This is a genomic window from Halomonas shantousis, assembly GCF_054654615.1.
In genome coordinates this window covers 1,657,855-1,675,204 of record NZ_BAAIER010000002.1, presented here as the reverse complement: position 1 = coordinate 1,675,204, position 17,350 = coordinate 1,657,855, and the positions used below count along the sequence as shown (strand labels likewise).

Sequence of the window (17,350 nt, the reverse complement as noted above, 5' to 3'; positions counted from 1 at the left end):
GACCCCTTCATGATGCAGCTCTTTTCCGGACGGCCTTCATGGCGATGCGTGCTTCACGATGAGGCACGCAGCAAGTATTGGCTCGTGAAAATGAAGACCCAGACGATGTCGACAAAGGCCCAGTAGAGACCATTGATCTGTATCTGCCGTCCCAGCTTGGGCGGGTTTCGCCAGCGCAACGTGAACACCAGCAGCACCAGCAGCATGATCATGCCCAGGGACATGTGTACGGCATGCAGCCCGGTCAGGACATAATAGAAGTTGAAGAACATCTGGGCCTGCTCCGGATGCTGGCCCGGATAGCGGAATTCCAGACCCAGCACCGGCATCAGGCCCTCGGTGTATTCGTGGTGCCACTCATAGCCCTTGATGGCGAGAAACACCACGCCGATGCCTATCGTGGTCAGCAGAAACATCAGCGTCAGCCGCTTCTGCTCGGCATTTGCCGCCCGCTCGGCCAGGGCCATGAACAGGCTGCTGGTGACCAGCAGCACCGTGTTCAGCGTTCCCAGCGTGAGATCGAGATGCCCGGCCGCTTCGGCGAAGGCGTCGGGGTAGGCATGGCGATAGACGGTAAAGGCCGTGAACACCCCGCCGAACAGCATCAATTCCGTGGCCAGGAAGATCCACATGCCCATGAGATCCGCATGGCGCTGCTGCGTCATGTCATCGAACTGCTCGGCGGGCTCCGCTTTACTTGTTGTCGATGGCGTCGTAGTCATAAGGCGGTCCTGTTACCTGCTGCGGTTCGAGGAAGTTGTGCTTGGGAGGTGGCGAATCCGTGCGCCACTCGAGCCCCGCGGCCCGCCAGGGATTGGGCGGTGCACGTTCGCCCCAGCGCAGGGACCAGAGCAGGTAGACCAATGGCAGCAGATAGCCGATGGCCAGTACCCCGGCGCCCAGTGATGACATGACATGCAGTATCTGGAAATCTTCGGGATAGGTCTGATAGCGCCGAGGCATCCCGGCATATCCCAGCAGGTATTGCGGGAAGAATGTCAGATTGAACCCGATGAACAGCGCCAGTGAGGCAACCTTGGCCCATATTTCGGGGTACATGCGCCCCGTCATCTTCGGCCACCAGAAGTGCAGCCCGCCGATATACGCCGTCACCATGCTGCCGACCATGATGTAATGGAAGTGCGCCACGACGAAGTAGGTATCGTGCACATGCACGTCGACGGCCACCGAGGCGAGAAAGATTCCGGTAAAGCCGCCGATGGTGAACAACCCGACGAACGACAGGGCATAGATCATCGGCGAGGTGAAGATCAGCCGACCCTTGTACAGGGTCGCCGTCCAGTTGAAGGTCTTGATCGCCGAAGGCAAGGCGACGAAGAACGAGAACAGCGAGAACATCACCCCGGCATAGAGGCTCTGTCCGGCGACGAACATGTGGTGCCCCCACACCAGAAAGCCGAACACGGCAATGGCCAGGATCGAAATGGCCATGCCGTGATAGCCGAAGACGGTCTTGCGCGAAAAGCAGGTGATCAGCTCCGATACCACTCCCATGCCTGGCAGGATCATGATGTAGACCGCGGGATGCGAGTAGAACCAGAACAGATGCTGGAACAGGATGGGATCTCCACCCAGCGTGGGATCGAAGATACCGATTCCCAACAGCCGCTCCAGAATGAGCAGGATCAGCGTCGCGGAAAGCACCGGGGTCGCCAGGACCATGACCAGGCTGGTGGCGTAGTTGGCCCAGACGAACAGCGGCAGGCGAAACCAGGTCAGCCCCGGCGCGCGCATCTTGTGCGTGGTGACGATGAAGTTGATGGCCGTGAGGATCGTGGAGAACCCCACCACGAACACCCCGGCGAGCGCCGCGATGACCGCCCTGTCGGCGTACTGGGTGGATAGCGGGGTGTAGAAAGTCCAGCCGGTATCCACGCCGCTGGTGATCACGGCCGCAATCGTCAGGATTCCGCCAATCGTGTAGATGTACCACGACAGCAGGTTGAGCCTGGGAAACGCCAGATCCTTGGCGCCCACCATGAGCGGCATCAGGAAGTTGCCCAAGGTGTTGGGTATGGAAGGAATCAGAAAGAACCACACCATCACGATGCCGTGAACGGTGAAGGTCTGGTTGTAGAGATCGGCACTCAGCAGATCATCCTGAGGCGTCATCAGTTCCAGCCGGATGAGCAGCGCCGCGATTCCGCCCAGGAAGAAGAAGGCGGTGATCGATATCGTGTACAGCCAGGCGACGCGCTTGTGGTCCGTCGTCAGCAGCCAATCGCGAATCCGCCAGCCGCGGGTCAGGTAGCTTTCGTGCGCCTGATTCATGGCACTCTCGGCACTCATGGATTCTCTCCTTGATTCTGCAGCAGCGCCGCTGTCTCCCAGTCGCCGGGCTCCAATGACTTGAGATACTCAATGATCTGCAAGATCTCATCCTCCGTGATCTGACCTGCGAAGCTCGGCATGACCGGCTCGAAGCCGGCAGCGATATCCTTGTCCGGCTGAAGGATCGAATCGCGGAGATAGGCCTCGTCGGCCATGATCACGCGTCCGTCGTCCAGAGCTACGCTACGCCCATAGATGCCGGCCAGCGTGGGCGCGCGAACGCTCGACTTGCCCATGTGACAACCGCTGCAACCATGGGTCTTGAAGAGCTGCTTGCCCGCAGCGGCCAGGCTGCCTTCGGTGCCCTGCCGGGTCAGCCAGTCCTGATAGTCGGCCTGCTCCATCACCACGACCTTGCCCAGCATCCGTGAGTGGAAACTGCCGCAGTACTCGGCACAGAACAGCCGGAATTCCCCTGTCTTCGACGCCTTGAACCAGGCCGTCTTTTCGGTGCCCGGCACGACGTCGCGCTTCAGGCGAAATGCCGGGACGAAGAAACTGTGAATGACGTCCTGAGACGTCACCCGCAGCTCGATGACCTCATCGACCGGCACGTGAATCGAGTTGATCTCTCGCGTCCCGTCGGGATGCTGGATCTTCCACATCCACTGCTTGCCGACGACATCGATGGTCATGGCCGGCTCGGGCCCGCGATAGGCCTCGAGATAAAGGCTGGTCGCCCAGCCGAAGAACACCATGAACGCTGCCAACATGGCGGCCAGAACGGCAATTTCCACTCGGTTCTCGGTGCGCGTCGAAGGCCGGTTCGAGCGATCCGCCTTCTGGTTGCCGGCGCGATAGCGGAAACCGAAGAAAGCGATCAGTCCCAATACCAGCAGCAGAATGATTGCGCAGACGCCCACCAGGGCGAAGTAGAGATGATCGACCTGTCCCGCATAGTCGGTCGCCTGCGTCGGGATCAGGTGCAAGCCCTTCTCTACCTCCGGAAGATAGGATGCGACTTCGTCATTCATTCCCCGCCTCCTGTCTGTCGCCAGGTTCCGTCCTATCTTCCGCCCCGACGACCGCCTGGGCAGCCGAGACGTTCACCCTGTCCGGAGTCGCCGCATTCACGCCCTTGGACAGCGGCGGCTCGGTGAGACTGGCGCGCTCGCTGGCAAGCGGCCCCTGCTCCGGCAGGCCACGTTCGGCCAATAACTGCATTGCCTGCTCGACCGGCATGTGGACACGCCCCGCCTCCCTGTCGCTCCAGCCGACACCGTGCAGTCGCGCCTCGACACGTTCATTGAACGTCGCCAGATCCACCTCGGGCGAAGTCTGCAGCCTTGGCGCCTTCGATACGTTGGCCGGCTCTCCGGCAAAGGGGTTGGGCGGGCCGGGCAACTCCCTCCATACCGTGGACATCAATCCCCACAGCGCCAGCAGCACGAGAGGCAAGAATATCGCCATGAAGAGGATGAACAGCACCGGAATGCGAGCCGGAACATCGCGAGGCTCGTGACCGGCCGTCGGATTGTGTTCTTCACTCATGGTCTCGCTCCCCACGTTTCAGGGCCCGGCCTGTCAGCCACACGAAGCCTGCCCCCACGGCCACCAGCGCGGCCGGATCGAGCCAGGTCTGTGCCGGACGCCACTCCTCGAAGGCAGGCAGGATCATCCATTGCATTTGCAGCACATAGCCGACCAGGCAGATCCCCGCGGCCAGCGTGAGCCAGCCCCGGCGCTGCTTGGCCGTCGTGGACAACAGGATCATGAACGGCACCAGCATGAAGAGCACGAACGCCATCCTGCCGACCCATTGCCAGGCGCCCTCGCTGCGGTGGATGTACCAGCCGATCTCGTCGGGGATGTTGCCCGACCAGATAATGATCAACTGGGAAAACCCCATGAAGATCCAGCCCAGCAGCAAGGTCAGCCAGATATTGGCGATGTCCTTGCGCAACGCCGCCTTGAGTTGCGGCGCCAGCAGCAGCATGCCTGCCGCCAGGCTGCTCGCCGCCATGGCACAGACCCGCTCCAGCCCGAACACGTCGGAGTAGAACTTGGGCTCCAGCGACATGTACCAGTCCACGGAAAAGAACGTCACTGTCAGGACCCACAGAATCAGGCCCGGCGCCGATACCGCCTTGGCGCGGCTTCCCCGCCACGCCAGCAACCAGGCAAGCCCCAGCCACACGACCATGTAGAAGCCCCAGCGCCCCAGAAAGAACGGCTCGTTGAGATAGAGTCGCTTGTGCCGCACGACCTCGGGCAGCTCACTGAGCGGACGCGTCCAGGAGAAGAGTTCATCCAGGCCGAACAGCAACGGCACCATGGCCAGCGCGAAAAGCGGCATGGCGCCGGCCAGGGCCCGCCAGACGTGACGGCTGGCATGCCCCCAGGCGCCGCCGGTCAGGTTGTGCGTCATGAGTACCGCCACGGCCCCCAGGGGCAGCGCGCTCCAGGTGAGCGTGGCCACCAGCCAGCTACGCAGGAAGGCGGTCCAGTCGATGACGGCTCCGAGCAGGCAGAGCGCCAGGGCCAGCAGGCCGACAATCCAGATCACCGGTCTCGTCATTCACTGCCCTCCCGTGTCGCCTGCGTGCCCGCTTCCACGGCCTGGCCTGATGAGCCGGCACCCTCGAGTTCACGACGCTGCACCGGGGTCAGATCCTCCGGCCTCGCATACTGGGAAAGCTGCAGCGCCTTGATGTAGGCCGCGATTGCCCAGCGATCCTGCGGCGCCACCCGGTCGGCATAGGAGTACATCACCCCGTAGCCATCGGTGATGACATCGTAGAAGTGGCGCAGTGGAGCATTGCGCAGGCGATCGGTATGAAACGACGGTGGCGCCGGAAAACCGCGCTGCACGATCATGCCCTGCCCGTCGCCGACGCGGCTGTGGCATGGCGAACAATAGATGTTGAAGCGCTCCTGACCACGCTGGAGAAGTGGTTGCGTCAACGGCATCGGCAGCTCCTCGGGCACGCTCGTGTCGATGGATTCATCGCGCGCCACCGTGCCCGCCACCGGATGTCGTGCCGCCTGGTCGTCCGGCCAGGTCGGCGCCGCCTCGTAGGTTTCGTACTTGGGCTGGTCGGTCATCTGTTGCTGATCGCAAGCCGCCAGCAACAACGCCAGCAGCGCCATTCCCCATAGCGGAGCCGGTCCGAGCCTCATGCCGGCACCTCCATGATGTCCGCGGCGTGCAGGTCGCGCAGCTGGGCCGGTGTCCTGTCGGCATCGAAGCGGGCATCGTCGCCCGCAACGATGAGGAAGAAGCCGTCATCCGAGGCCCGGTCGAACTCGGCCACGTTGAAGGCGGGATGATAAGGACGTGGCAGCCGGTTTCCCCAAAGCATCGCGATCACGCTGCCCAGCACTGCCGACAGCAACCCGATGACGAAGCTCGGAATCAGAAACGCCGGCCAGCTGTGCAAGGGCTTGCCGCCCACCACGAACGGATAGCTCAGTACACTGGCGTACCATTGCATAAAATAGACGCCGGCCGCTCCCAGAATGGCACTGGCCAGCGATACGATCGGCACCCAGCGGGGCTTGAACGCCAGCGCCTCGGCCAGGCCTTCCACAGGATAGGGCACGCAGGGCTCGAGCTGGCGATAACCGGCCTTGCGCATGCCCCGAACGGCCGTTACCAACGCCTCGGCAGTCTCGAAACGCGCCATGACGCCATATTCCTCAGCCATCGTCGTCTCCCTTGTTGAGCTTGGCGATGAGTCCGCGCATGTCATGCATCGAAATCAACGGCATGAGACGTACGAACAGCAGCAGCAACAGCCAGAACACCCCCAGCGAGCCGATGAATACCGCCCAATCCCAGACGGTCGGCCAGGCCTCGCCCCACGCCGAGGGCATATAATCGGCATGCGTCGAGGTGAAGACGATCTGGAAGCGCTCGAGCCACATGCCCACGTCGCTGGTGATCGCCAGACACAACATGGCGATCGGCGAGCGCCTGACGCGCCTGAACCACAGCAACTGCACCAGCACCACGTTGCAGAAGATCATCGCCCACCAGGCCGGTGCGTAAGGGCCGGTCCAGCGATCGATGTAGACGTAGCGGTAATAGTCCTCGCCGGAGTACCAGGCGAAGAACATCTCCTGGGTGTAGGCGTAATCGACGACCAGGGCGAACACCAGCATCATGCGCCCCAGGTAATCGAGATGAGTCCGCGTAACGAGATCCTGCAGGCGGAACATGCTGCGTAGCACCACGGCCAACAGCGCCACCGTCGCAAACCCCGAGAACAGCGCTCCCGACACGAAATAGGGCGGAAAAATGGTGAAGTGATAACCGGGCACGATGGAGACCGCCAGGTCCAGCGAGATGATGCCGGTCACCGTCACGACGATAGGCGCAGCCACCGAGGAGAGGATCATGTTGGCCTTCTCGTAGCGCGCCCAGTGCGCGGCCGAGCCGCGCCAGCCGATCGCCAGCGTGCCGTAGACCACCCGTCCCAGCCAGCCGGTGGCCCGATCGCGCAGCGTGGCCAGGTCCGGCAGCAGGCTGACGTACATGAACGTCGCGGTGAAGACCAGATAGGTGAAGATGGCGAAGAAGTCCCATACCAGCGGACTGCGCCACTGCGGCCACAACTCCATGTGGTTGGGGTACGGCAGCAGATAGTAGAAGAACCAGGGCCGCCCGAGGTGGAGAATGGGATAGGCGCCGGCCAATACCACCGCGAACATTGCCATCGCCTCGGCGAAGCGGTTGATCGACGCCCGCCAGGGCTGACGGGTGATCAGCAGCACCGCAGAGATCAGGGTGCCGGCATGGGCGATGCCGATCCACCAGATGGTATTGGTGATGGGAAAGCCCCAGGCGACGGGGATGTTGATGCCGAAAAGCCCGACCCCCACCGCGAACACGTACAGCACGGCATAGACGAACGACACGGCGACCAGGCCGCTGATCATGAGAGCCACCCACCAGGAACGCGGTGTCGACCGGCTCAGCACCAGATTGCTGATGCGCTCGGTGAGCCGGGCATGGGTCAGGTCGGGGGGCAGCAGCGGCCGTTCTTCACGCTTGCTCATGTCAGCTCTCCCTTGCCATCCTTACGCGACGACGGCGTGAAGAAGCCCACCAGCGGTGCATCCTCCTTTTCCCCCGCGTCCCGCTCCCGCATTTTCGTTGGGCTGCCCTTCGTCTCCTTTCGCTCCGCCTTGTACTGGTCCGGATCGACCAGCGGGTCGGATTGGGGCGCCGTGACCTCGGGGTTGGGATTGCCCACGCCCGCCAAGTACGACACGCGCGGGCGCGTGTTGAGATGTTCGAGCATGCCGTAGTTCAGCGGATGCTCCTTGAGTCGCTTGACGTGGCTCCGTTCGTTGCCGATATCGCCGAACACGATCGCCTGGGTCGGACAGGCCTGTTGGCAGGCCGTCTGCAAGGCGCCGTCGGGGATCGGCCGGTCCTCGACATCGGCGGTGATCCGGGCACGGTTGATGCGCTGCACGCAGAAGGTGCATTTCTCCATGACGCCCCGCGAGCGTACCGTCACCTCGGGATTGTGCACTGCATCGGGCTGGGCGAATGTCGCCTGCTCCCCGGTGTAATCGAACCAGTTGAAACGCCGCACCTTGTACGGGCAGTTCTGCGAGCAGTAGCGCGTGCCTATGCAGCGGTTGTAGATCATCTCGTTGAGCCCCGAGGCCGAATGCTGCGTCGCCTCGACGGGGCAAACGTACTCGCAGGGAGCATTCTCGCAGTGCATGCACAGCACCGGCTGGAAGATCAGGTGCGGACTCTCGGGTGGCCCCTCGAAGTAGCGATCGATACGGATCCAGTGCATCTCGCGCCCGCGCTTGACCTCCTCGGGGCCGACCACGGGGATGTTGTTCTCGGCCTGACAGCCCGCCACGCAGGCGTTGCAGCCGATACAGGCGGTCAGATCGACGACCATGCCCCAGGCATACTCGGCCTGACGTTCGGCGGGCCAGGGCTCGGGATAGAGCGACTCATGTGGCGGCGGATGGTGAGCAAACCGAGGGTTGCTGCGATACTCCTCCAGCGTGGTGGCGCGAATCAGATCGCGGCCTTCGATGGCGTGGTGGTTCTGGGTCGTCGCCAGACTCATGTGGCGCTCGGTCGTCTCCAGGTCCACGTGCGTCGCCCAGCGGGCCGTGCTGGTAGAGAACGGATAGGCGTTGCCGCCCACTCCGTCGGCGATATGCCCGATGCCGTCACGACCATAGCCCAGTTGCAGCGTCACGGCACGATCCGGCATGCCCGGCAGCACATAGACCGGCACCTCGAGCGCATGGTGGTCCGAGCGGACACGCACCACGTCGCCCTCCTTCAGGCCACGCTCCTGCGCCAGCAGCGGACTGATCAGCAGCGCGTTGTTCCAGGTCAGCTTGGTCAGCGGCCGGGGCAGTTCCTGGAGCCAGCCATTGTTCGCGTAGCGCCCGTCCCAGATCGCCGGATCGGGCTGCAACTGCAGCGTTATGCCGTTCTCATCGTCCACCTCGGTATCCGGTGCGGCCAGGACGTCCGTCCAACCGTCACGCGGCATGGCATTTTCCGGTGCGAAGGCGGAATCCGCCACGAAGCCGTCATGCAGACCCCGCCGCCAGAAGGTCTGGAAGTCGCCGACAGCCTGCGCCTGCGCCTGCGCCTGCGCCTGCCAATAGGCGACCAGCAGCTCACGGGGATCCTCGTCGGTGCCCCGGAACAGTGCCGTCAATAGCTGCAGGCTAGTCTTGCCGCCGTGCAGCGGCTGGATGAGTGGCTGCAGAAAACTCACCGTGCCGTCGAAAGCGCGCGCATCGCCCCAGGTTTCGAGCGGGTGGGTAGCGGGAATATGCCAGTGCGACATCCGGCCCGTCTCGTCATAGACCTCCCCCCAGTGCAGCCGCCACGCCACCTTCTGATAAGCCTCGGCGAACGCCAGATCGGCCGGGGCCGTGTAAACGGGATTGGTATCCATGACGATGAGGCTTTCCACCTCGCCGCCCTGCATGGCGGCGGTCAACTCCTCCAGTGGCGCAGCGGTATGGCTGGCATCCACCGGCGCGACGAAATCCACCGTACGGCCATAGGCGTCCAGGCGTTGATTGATGGCATGAGCGATGGCATGCACCGCGGGCGGCTGCTGGTCTCCAGGCACCACCAGCGCGGCGCCGGCATGCTGGCGCAGATCCGCCACCAACGGCTCCAGCCAGCTATCGGGAATCTCCGTCTGCGTGGGCAGCTCGACCCTCTCCACACCTAGCGCCACGGCAAGCTGGCGTGCGAAGTCCTCCACCTGCCGAAACGGCAAGCGGTAGCGGTGATCGGCCACGCTGCCGGTAATGCTGGGGGTCGACTCGGCCATGTACAGTCGGGCGAGAAAACCGTCATTGTCACGGGGACGCCGTTCCGCCATGAAATCCCGGGCATGACGCAGGAAGCCTGGCTGCGCCTGCATGAAATCGGCATCCAGCGACACCACGATTCGCGCTTGGGAGAAATGGTAGACCGGCTCCAGCGGCCTGCCGAACAGCAGCCGGCTACCGGTATAGACGGCGCTGCGATCGATGGGCTCATGCACATGCCAGCGCGCCTGCGGCCAGCGTTCAAGCAATGTCTGCAGATAAGCGTGCTGGCTCGGCGAGGTGAAACTGCCGGTCAGTATGTGCAGACCGCGCCCCTGCGAGGCATCCCAGTCACGCCGCTTGTCCTGCAGCGCCATGAGAAACCCGCCATATCCCGCCACGTCGCCGCGATGCATGACGGCACCGGCACGGTCCGGGTCGTAGAGCGACAGGACCGAGGCTTGGGAAAAGGCGTCGCACGCGCCCAGCGTCGCGGGGTGCTCGGGGTTGCCCTCCATCTTGACCGGGCGGCCCTGGTGGCTCTGCGCCAGCAGACCCTGCGCATAACCCCCGATCAGATAGGAGGTGGCGTAATAGCGCGGCTGCCCCGGCACCTCGCCCTCGGGCATGTTGACGTAGGGCACGATGACCTCTTCCGGTTGCCGTCCGCATGCCGTCAACCCGGCCAGCGCCATGCTTGCCGCCATCAGCTTGAGCGCACCACGCCGATCCAGTGGCGCCTCCCAGACCGCGCCCAGGCGTGGAAACTCCTGGGCCAGGAACTGGCCGAAGGCATCGCTGTCGGCCAGCTCCTCCAGGCTCCGCCAGTACTGAGGCCCGCGCACATCCGCCAGCCGTTCGCGGATGTTCTGCAGGTCATCTTGGCTTATCGATGAATGACTTATCGATGACATGTGACGCACTCGGTCAGGTTATCCTTGTGAATTCCGTAACGCTCCAGCAGCGCATGCCCGGGAATGTCGTCCTTGGCCGGGTCGTACCCCATGGCCGTGATCTTGTCGGCAGGGCGCAGGTTGGGTTCGGGGTTGCGGTGGCACGACAGACACCACTGCATGGTCAGGGGCTTGCGCTGGGTGGTGATGGGCATCTCATCGACCCGGCCGTGGCATGATTCGCAGCCCACGCCGTTGTTGACATGAACGCGATGGCTGAAATAGGCGAAATCGGGCAGGTCGTGAACGCGAACCCACCGGAGGGGCTCGCGACGCTCGAGACTCTCGCGTACGGGTGCCAGCATCTCGGCATTGGTCCATAGCTGCGAATGGCAGGTCATGCAGGTATAGGTCGGCGGCAATCCCGCGAAGTCGGACTGCATGACGCTGGTATGACAATACTGACAGTCGATGCCCAGCCCGCCCACATGGTGATCGTGGCTGAAGGGCACCGGCTGCTCCGGCGTGGAATTGACCCCGGTATCGTGCGCCGAACTCCCCAGCGTGATGGCGACAACGGCAAGCGCCACCACCGCCAGGATGCCGCCCCACAGCATGACGCTGACCAGTGAGTTCGCTCGGCGGGGAAAGATTTGCGGCATTCGGCCCTCTCCTTGACCTTATTCTTATCTTGACTCCTCGAAGCACCGAATCACGGTCCCAACGGAACTCACTATAGGAAAGGAATGGCCAGGCGTGCCAATACGGCGTGCATCTCTTTATGCTGATTCAGCATCACGCGTTGACTTCCAAGCGTTTGCCACGCAACGGATTTCATTGCCTTCATCGCCGTTGCCTAATACCTGATATCTCGCTTGCGCCAATTTCCGCTACGCTCAATCTGGATACTCCATCGACGGAACACGATGCCCCTACCCCTGGCAGATTCACATACTGGCCACTCGCAAGCCTCCACGGCAGCGGCGGCATCTCCCGGCCCCCCGACACGGGAAGGCGTCTTTGCCGTGCATGGCATGTGGTGCAGCAGCTGCGCATTCGCCATCGAGCACTATCTCGAGCGTCAGGCCGGCGTCGAACAGGCCAGCGTCAACTTCGTCTCCGGCACGGCATTCGTGCAATGGAATCCCGAGCGGACCGATTTCGACGCCTTGAGTGCCCGTGTCGACCGGCTCGGGTATGTCCTGTCCTCCTCGCCCAGCGCGACAGCCGGCCGTGCCCGCCTGGCGCGGGAGAAACGTGCACTTGTCACGCGTCTTGTCGTCAGCGTGGCGTTCGGCATGTGGACGGTCATGGCCTCGGCACTGCTGTACTTCAACTATGGCCTGGGTGCACGTGTCGACTGGGTGATCGCCATCGTGGCAAGCGTTCTCGCCCTGCCGGTGGTGAGCTATGCCGGCCTGCCCTTCTATCGTGCCGCCTGGCGCACGCTACGTGCCGGCCGGCCGGGCATGGACGTGCTGGTCAGCCTGGGCGTGCTGAGCGCCGTGCTGTTTTCCCTCTGGCACCTGTGGCGCGGCTCGGCTGACGTCTACGTCGATACCGCCGTGATGCTGATCACCCTTCTGCTGGTAGGCCGTCTGGTGGAAATGTACAGCCGCCAGGACGGTCTCGAGGCGCTGGCCGCACTGGACGACCTGACTCCCGAAACCGTCCGCGTCTGGCAGGAGAATGCCTGGTGTCAGCTGTCGGTCGATCAGGTCCCGCCCGGGGCTCGTGTAGCGGTGGAAGAGCACGAGGCCGTCCCTTTCGACGGTATTCTGGTCAATGCTCATGCCCTGATCGACCGTGCCGTGCTCACCGGCGAGAACACGCCGGTCATTCTGACCCGTGGCGACGCGCTCGAGGCAGGCTGCGTCAACGCGGGACCGTCATTTTCGCTGATCGTCGAAGCGCCCTTCGGCAAGCGCTACATCGACACCCTGCGTCACAAGATGCTTGAACTGCACGCCCGCAAGGGCGAGTTCCAGAAGCTTTCCGACGTGTTCGCCCGCTGGCTGCCCTCCGTGGCACTGGGCCTGGCGCTGCTGACCTTTGCCGTCACGCTGATGCGTGGTGTCGGACTCGAGGCTGCCTTCGCCTGGGCGCTGTCGGTGCTGATCGTCGCCTGTCCCTGTGCCGTGGGGCTGGCCATTCCGGTGGTGACGCAGGCAGCCAGTGCCTCCGGTCTGCGCCGCGGCATCGTGTTCCGGGACCTGGCAGCCTTCGAGACACTGGCCAAGGCCCGCAGCATCGCCTTCGACAAGACGGGCACCCTGACTGTCGGCCGGCTCGGCATCCGCGACATCCTCACCGCGGCGGATATCGATGCCGACGAGTTGCTGCGTCTGGCCGCCGAGGCGGAAAAGGGCATCATGCATCCCGTCGCCCAGACGCTGCGCAGCCACGCCATCGATCGCGGCCTGACCCTGGCCGAAGACGTCGACACCACCCATCATCCAGGGCAGGGTGTGGAAATGCATCTGGCGGATGGCTGCATTCGCGTCGGCTCGCCAGCCTGGTTGGCCGAACACGGCGCACAGCCGCAGGATATCTCGGCCATGTCGGGCAAGCTGGTGGGCGTGGCCCGAGGAACCCAGTGGCTGGGAGTTCTGGCCCTGGACGAAACGCTGGCGACGGCCACTGCCGATACACTTCGCCATTTCCGTCGGGCCTCCTTCGTCCTGGCCCTGTTGAGCGGTGACCAGGCCGACAATGTCCATGCCGTCGGCCGTCGCGCGGGATTTCGCGACAGTGAATGCTTCGCTGCCCTGACGCCCGATGCCAAGGCGCGCCTGGTCGACACCCTGCCCCGTCCATCGGTATTCGTCGGCGACGGCATCAACGACACCCTGGCACTGGCCACCGCCACGACGGGCATCAGCGTTGCCGGCGCCACCCGTCAGGCGCGGGACATGGCGGCCGTCTCGCTGATGACGCCCGGCATCGGGCAGGCTTGGGAAGCTCACCGTCTGGCCCGTCGAGCCTATCGACTGATGCGCCAGAACCTGGGATTTTCCATCGTCTACAATCTACTGGCGCTCGGCCTGGCGATCTGGATGCCGATTCCCCCGGTGATCGCCGCCACCGCCATGACCGTCAGTTCCGTCAGCGTGCTGGCCAATGCCGCCCGTCTCTATCTTCCGCAGGATGGTTCGCTAGCGCAGAATAGCCGAGCCGATGCGCCGGCCCCGCGCGCACAGTGTCCCTCGCTCAAACCCTAAGTTCTGTCTGAAAAACCGGCGAGCGATACGCAGGCAAGGCAAAAATCAGCGATAAACGGACTGGGCCCGCATTCGGGTTTACGTGGTGTAAATGAGCATTTGAGCTGATTTTTAACGCTGCATGAGTGAGCGCAGACATTTTTCAGACAGAGCGTAGCCAAGAAGCGATTGACGTCATGCATGCCATCACAACCGTAACACGCTCGACACGCCCCAACTTTCTGCTGTTGGCACCCTTGTGCGTGCTGCTGGGCATCGCTGTCACCACGCGGCAGCTCGTCGTATCGCCGGCCGACATCGCCCTGATCGTGCTGGGCGCCCTGTGCGCGCACGCCGCCGTCAACCTGCTCAACGAGTATGACGACTTCCGTTCGGGACTCGACCTGATGACGAGACGCACGCCCTTCTCGGGCGGAAGCGGGGCACTGCCCGCGACTCCCGGCGCCGCACGCGGGGTCGGGTTCGCCGGGCTGACGATGCTGGCCGCCACCGTCCTCATCGGCATCCGCTTCCTCTGGACGGGCGGGTTCGCCCTGCTGGTGATCGGCCTGGCAGGGCTGATACTCGTGGTTACCTACACGCGCTGGCTCACCCGCTCCCCATTCCTGTGCCTGATTGCGCCAGGCCTGGGATTCGGCCCTGTCATGGTGCTGGGCACCACGCTCGCCCTCGGTGGGCAACTCGATGCCACGGCGGTTTTCGCCTCGCTGGTTGCCATGGCCCTGACCAGCGAACTGCTGTTGGTCAATCAGTTCCCCGATATCGATGCCGACCGCCGCATCGGGCGCCGGCACCTGCCCATCGTGCTGGGTATTCCGGCCTGCGCGCGCATCGCCTCGGGATTGCTGATCGGCGCCTACCTGGGTGTGGCAGCGGCAAGCATTACCGGCATCTTTCCGCTGGCAGCGCTCATCGCCCTGCTGCCTCTGCCGGCGGCCTTGCGGGTCGCCTGGCAACTGCGCCACGCCGACGAGGGGCCTCGATATCTGTTGCCCGTGCTCGGTCTGAATGTCGCCACGCTGCTGGGCACCCTGCTGCTGCTCGGTCTGGCCCTGCTGCTGGGGTAACGTGCGGCTCTAGTTCCTGCGCCGGGCGTTGTCTGCGCACCGGGGTTGGCTACAGGTCGCGCATCAGCAGGGCATACTCGGCCCGAGCCGGGTCGATGACGGCTCCCGGCACACGCAGCCGCACCACATGCCCCGAGCCAGGCGCTACATCGATCCGCTCGCCGCGCGAGCTTTCCAGCGACTCGAGGACGAAGCGTCGATTGCCGCCCGGCAGCATCAGCTCCAGCGTCTCACCCACGGCGAAGCGGTTCTTGACATCGACCTCCAGCCAGCCGCGGTCGGCATCGTAGCCGAGCGCCTCGCCGACGAACTGCTGGTGCACCCCGATGGAGTGACCACGCTCGTAGTTCTGATACTCGTCATGCACGTGGCGGCGATAGAAGCCTTCCGTGTATCCCCGGTTGGCCAGGTTATCGAGCTCATCCATGAGTCGCATGTCGAAGGGGCGCCCCGCCACGGCATCGTCGATGGCCCGCCGATAGACCTGGGCGGTGCGTGCTACGTAATAGGGCGACTTGGTGCGCCCCTCGATCTTCAGCGAAGCCACGCCCATTTCGGTCAGCCGCGCCACATGCTGCACGGCGCGCAGGTCCTTGGAATTCATGATATAGGTGCCGTGCTCATCCTCGTGGATCGGCAGATGCTCGCCAGGACGCGAAGCCTCCTCGATCAGTGCCGAGCGTTCCTCCTGCCCTGTCGCCTCGCCAGCCATGACGCTTTTCCTGTCGGCCCCCACATCGACCGGCATCAGGTCCCCGGTCTCGTCGGTAGTCGATGCGATGGTGTTGTACTGCCAGCGGCAGGCGTTGGTGCAGGTGCCCTGATTGGGGTCACGATGATTGAAGTATCCCGACAGCAGGCAGCGCCCCGAGTAGGCGATGCACAAGGCACCGTGGACGAACGTCTCGATCTCCAGATCCGGACACTCCTGACGTATCTCGGCGATCTCCTCCAGCGACAGCTCCCGCGACAGGATGATGCGGCGGATGCCCTGGCGCTGCCAGAAACGCGCGGCGGCGTGATTGACCACATTGGCCTGCACCGACAGGTGGATCGTCTGCTCCGGCCAGCGCTCGCGGACCATCATGATCAACCCGGGATCCGACATGATCAGCGCATCCGGTCCCGCCTCGACGATCGGCGCTATATCGCGCAGATAGGTCCCGAGTTTGCTGTTGTGCGCCACGATGTTCGAGGCGAGGTAGAACGCCTTGCCCCGCTCATGGGCGTAAGCGATGCCGCGGTGCAGATTATCGAGGCTGAAATCGTTGTTGCGAACCCGCAGCGAATAGCGGGGCTGTCCGGCATAGACGGCATCCGCGCCATAGGCGAAGGCGTAACGCATGTTCTTGAACGTCCCGGCGGGCGACAGCAGTTCGGGGGCCTGCGGCATGGCGGATTCCTCATGATGATGATGGGCAGCGGCATGATGCCCTTGGCCTTTTCCCGCGCCCAGTTCGAGAGGCGCAAAAACGGTACGGCCATGATCCGCATCAAGGGGAGTCCGAAAATAGTCGACTAGCATGGTCGGTCTTTCAGTCAGGAGACAGCCCATGGAACTCGTCTGTCCGGCAGGCAACCTGCCCGCTCTGAAACGCGCCGTGGACGAAGGAGCCGACGCCGTCTACTTCGGTTTCCAGAATGCCACCAATGCCCGCCAGTTCGCCGGACTCAACTTCAGCGACAAGCGCGCCCGGGAAGGCGTGACCTACGCCCATTCGCGAGGCAGGCGCGTGTTCTGTGCCATCAACACCTATCCCCAGCCGGATGGCTGGGAGCAGTGGACGCGTGCGGTGGATCAGGCCGCGGAGTTCGGTGTCGACGCACTGATCCTGGCCGACATGGGGCTGCTCGATTACGCCGCCCGCCGCCACCCCGACCTGCCACGGCACCTGTCGGTGCAGGGCTCGGCCACCAGCCATGAGGCGCTGCGCTTCTATCACGAGCATTTCGGCATCGTGCGTGCCGTACTGCCGCGAGTGCTGTCGCTCACCCAGGTGCGCGATCTGGCCCGCCAGAGTCCGGTGGAGCTGGAAGTGTTCGCTTTCGGCAGCTTGTGCATCATGGCCGAGGGACGCTGTTACCTCTCTTCCTACCTGACCGGCGAATCGCCCAACACGCGCGGCGTGTGCTCGCCGGCCGCCCACGTACGCTGGGAAGAGACTCCCAAGGGCCTGGAATCGCGCCTGGGCGGTGTCTTGATCGATCGCTACGCCGCGGACGAACGCGCCGGCTATCCCACGCTGTGCAAGGGGCGCTTCGAAGTCGATGGCGAGACCTACCACGCCATTGAGGAACCCACCAGCCTCAATACTCTGGACCTGCTTCCCGAGCTCAGAGCGCTGGGCATCCGCGCGGTAAAGATCGAAGGCCGCCAGCGCAGTCCGGCTTACGTGGCCAGGGTGGCCGGCATCTGGCGACAAGCGCTGGATACTCTCGAACGCGACCCTGAGAGCTTTCGCCCCGCCCCGGCCTGGATGACGGGACTCGGTGAGCTCTCCGAAGGCACCACCACGACATTGGGCGCCTACGAACGTCGCTGGAAATGACCCGA

The 17,350-nt window shown here is 63.8% G+C and carries 14 protein-coding genes; 3 read left to right on the top strand and 11 right to left on the bottom strand.

What is annotated here, in order from left to right; genetic code table 11:
• Positions 1–53 precede the first annotated feature (53 nt).
• The 10 genes from ACYQ12_RS08140 to ACYQ12_RS08095 are packed head-to-tail and all read right to left on the bottom strand — an operon-like array spanning position 54 to position 11,170.
• Entirely contained in the window at positions 54–722 is a 669-nt protein-coding gene (locus tag ACYQ12_RS08140) for a cytochrome c oxidase subunit 3 (protein ID WP_459870011.1), read from the bottom strand.
• Complete coding sequence (gene ctaD, locus ACYQ12_RS08135) at positions 694–2,310, bottom strand: cytochrome c oxidase subunit I (protein WP_459870008.1); 1,617 nt, start codon at positions 2,308–2,310, stop codon at positions 694–696. The genes ACYQ12_RS08140 and ctaD overlap by 29 nt, the downstream gene beginning before the upstream one ends.
• Entirely contained in the window at positions 2,307–3,326 is a 1,020-nt protein-coding gene (coxB, locus tag ACYQ12_RS08130; protein ID WP_459870005.1) for a cytochrome c oxidase subunit II, read from the bottom strand. Before coxB ends, ctaD begins: the two co-directional genes overlap by 4 nt.
• Positions 3,319–3,843, bottom strand: coding sequence for a hypothetical protein (locus tag ACYQ12_RS08125; protein ID WP_459870002.1), 525 nt, complete (start codon positions 3,841–3,843; stop codon positions 3,319–3,321). The genes coxB and ACYQ12_RS08125 overlap by 8 nt, the downstream gene beginning before the upstream one ends.
• The gene (locus tag ACYQ12_RS08120) at positions 3,836–4,870 is read right to left on the bottom strand and encodes a hypothetical protein (RefSeq protein ID WP_459869999.1); all 1,035 of its coding nucleotides are present in this window, start codon (positions 4,868–4,870) and stop codon (positions 3,836–3,838) included. The genes ACYQ12_RS08125 and ACYQ12_RS08120 overlap by 8 nt, the downstream gene beginning before the upstream one ends.
• A complete protein-coding gene (locus tag ACYQ12_RS08115; RefSeq protein ID WP_459869996.1) occupies positions 4,867–5,472 on the bottom strand; it encodes a c-type cytochrome in 606 nt (201 codons plus the stop codon). Before ACYQ12_RS08115 ends, ACYQ12_RS08120 begins: the two co-directional genes overlap by 4 nt.
• On the bottom strand, positions 5,469–5,999 hold the full coding sequence (locus ACYQ12_RS08110) for a DUF3341 domain-containing protein (protein WP_459869993.1): 531 nt from the start codon (positions 5,997–5,999) through the stop codon (positions 5,469–5,471). The genes ACYQ12_RS08115 and ACYQ12_RS08110 overlap by 4 nt, the downstream gene beginning before the upstream one ends.
• Positions 5,992–7,353, bottom strand: coding sequence for an NrfD/PsrC family molybdoenzyme membrane anchor subunit (gene nrfD, locus ACYQ12_RS08105; RefSeq protein WP_459869990.1), 1,362 nt, complete (start codon positions 7,351–7,353; stop codon positions 5,992–5,994). The genes ACYQ12_RS08110 and nrfD overlap by 8 nt, the downstream gene beginning before the upstream one ends.
• A complete protein-coding gene (locus tag ACYQ12_RS08100; RefSeq protein ID WP_459869987.1) occupies positions 7,350–10,529 on the bottom strand; it encodes a TAT-variant-translocated molybdopterin oxidoreductase in 3,180 nt (1,059 codons plus the stop codon). The genes nrfD and ACYQ12_RS08100 overlap by 4 nt, the downstream gene beginning before the upstream one ends.
• Positions 10,517–11,170: a cytochrome c3 family protein gene (locus ACYQ12_RS08095; RefSeq protein WP_459869984.1), complete on the bottom strand. Its 654-nt coding sequence runs from the start codon at positions 11,168–11,170 to the stop codon at positions 10,517–10,519. Before ACYQ12_RS08095 ends, ACYQ12_RS08100 begins: the two co-directional genes overlap by 13 nt.
• A 264-nt stretch (positions 11,171–11,434) precedes the next feature.
• Here ACYQ12_RS08095 and ACYQ12_RS08090 point away from each other — a divergent pair, with 264 nt between their 5' ends.
• On the top strand, positions 11,435–13,729 hold the full coding sequence (locus ACYQ12_RS08090) for a heavy metal translocating P-type ATPase (RefSeq protein WP_459869982.1): 2,295 nt from the start codon (positions 11,435–11,437) through the stop codon (positions 13,727–13,729).
• A 176-nt stretch (positions 13,730–13,905) separates the two neighbouring features.
• Entirely contained in the window at positions 13,906–14,796 is an 891-nt protein-coding gene (locus ACYQ12_RS08085) for a prenyltransferase (protein WP_459869979.1), read from the top strand.
• Positions 14,797–14,845: 49 nt separating this feature from the next.
• Here ACYQ12_RS08085 and trhP read toward each other — a convergent pair whose 3' ends face one another.
• Positions 14,846–16,189, bottom strand: coding sequence for a prephenate-dependent tRNA uridine(34) hydroxylase TrhP (gene trhP, locus ACYQ12_RS08080; protein ID WP_459869976.1), 1,344 nt, complete (start codon positions 16,187–16,189; stop codon positions 14,846–14,848).
• 160 nt (positions 16,190–16,349) lie between these two features.
• Here trhP and ubiU point away from each other — a divergent pair, with 160 nt between their 5' ends.
• Positions 16,350–17,345: a ubiquinone anaerobic biosynthesis protein UbiU gene (gene ubiU, locus ACYQ12_RS08075; RefSeq protein ID WP_459869973.1), complete on the top strand. Its 996-nt coding sequence runs from the start codon at positions 16,350–16,352 to the stop codon at positions 17,343–17,345.
• Positions 17,346–17,350: the final 5 nt, after the last annotated feature.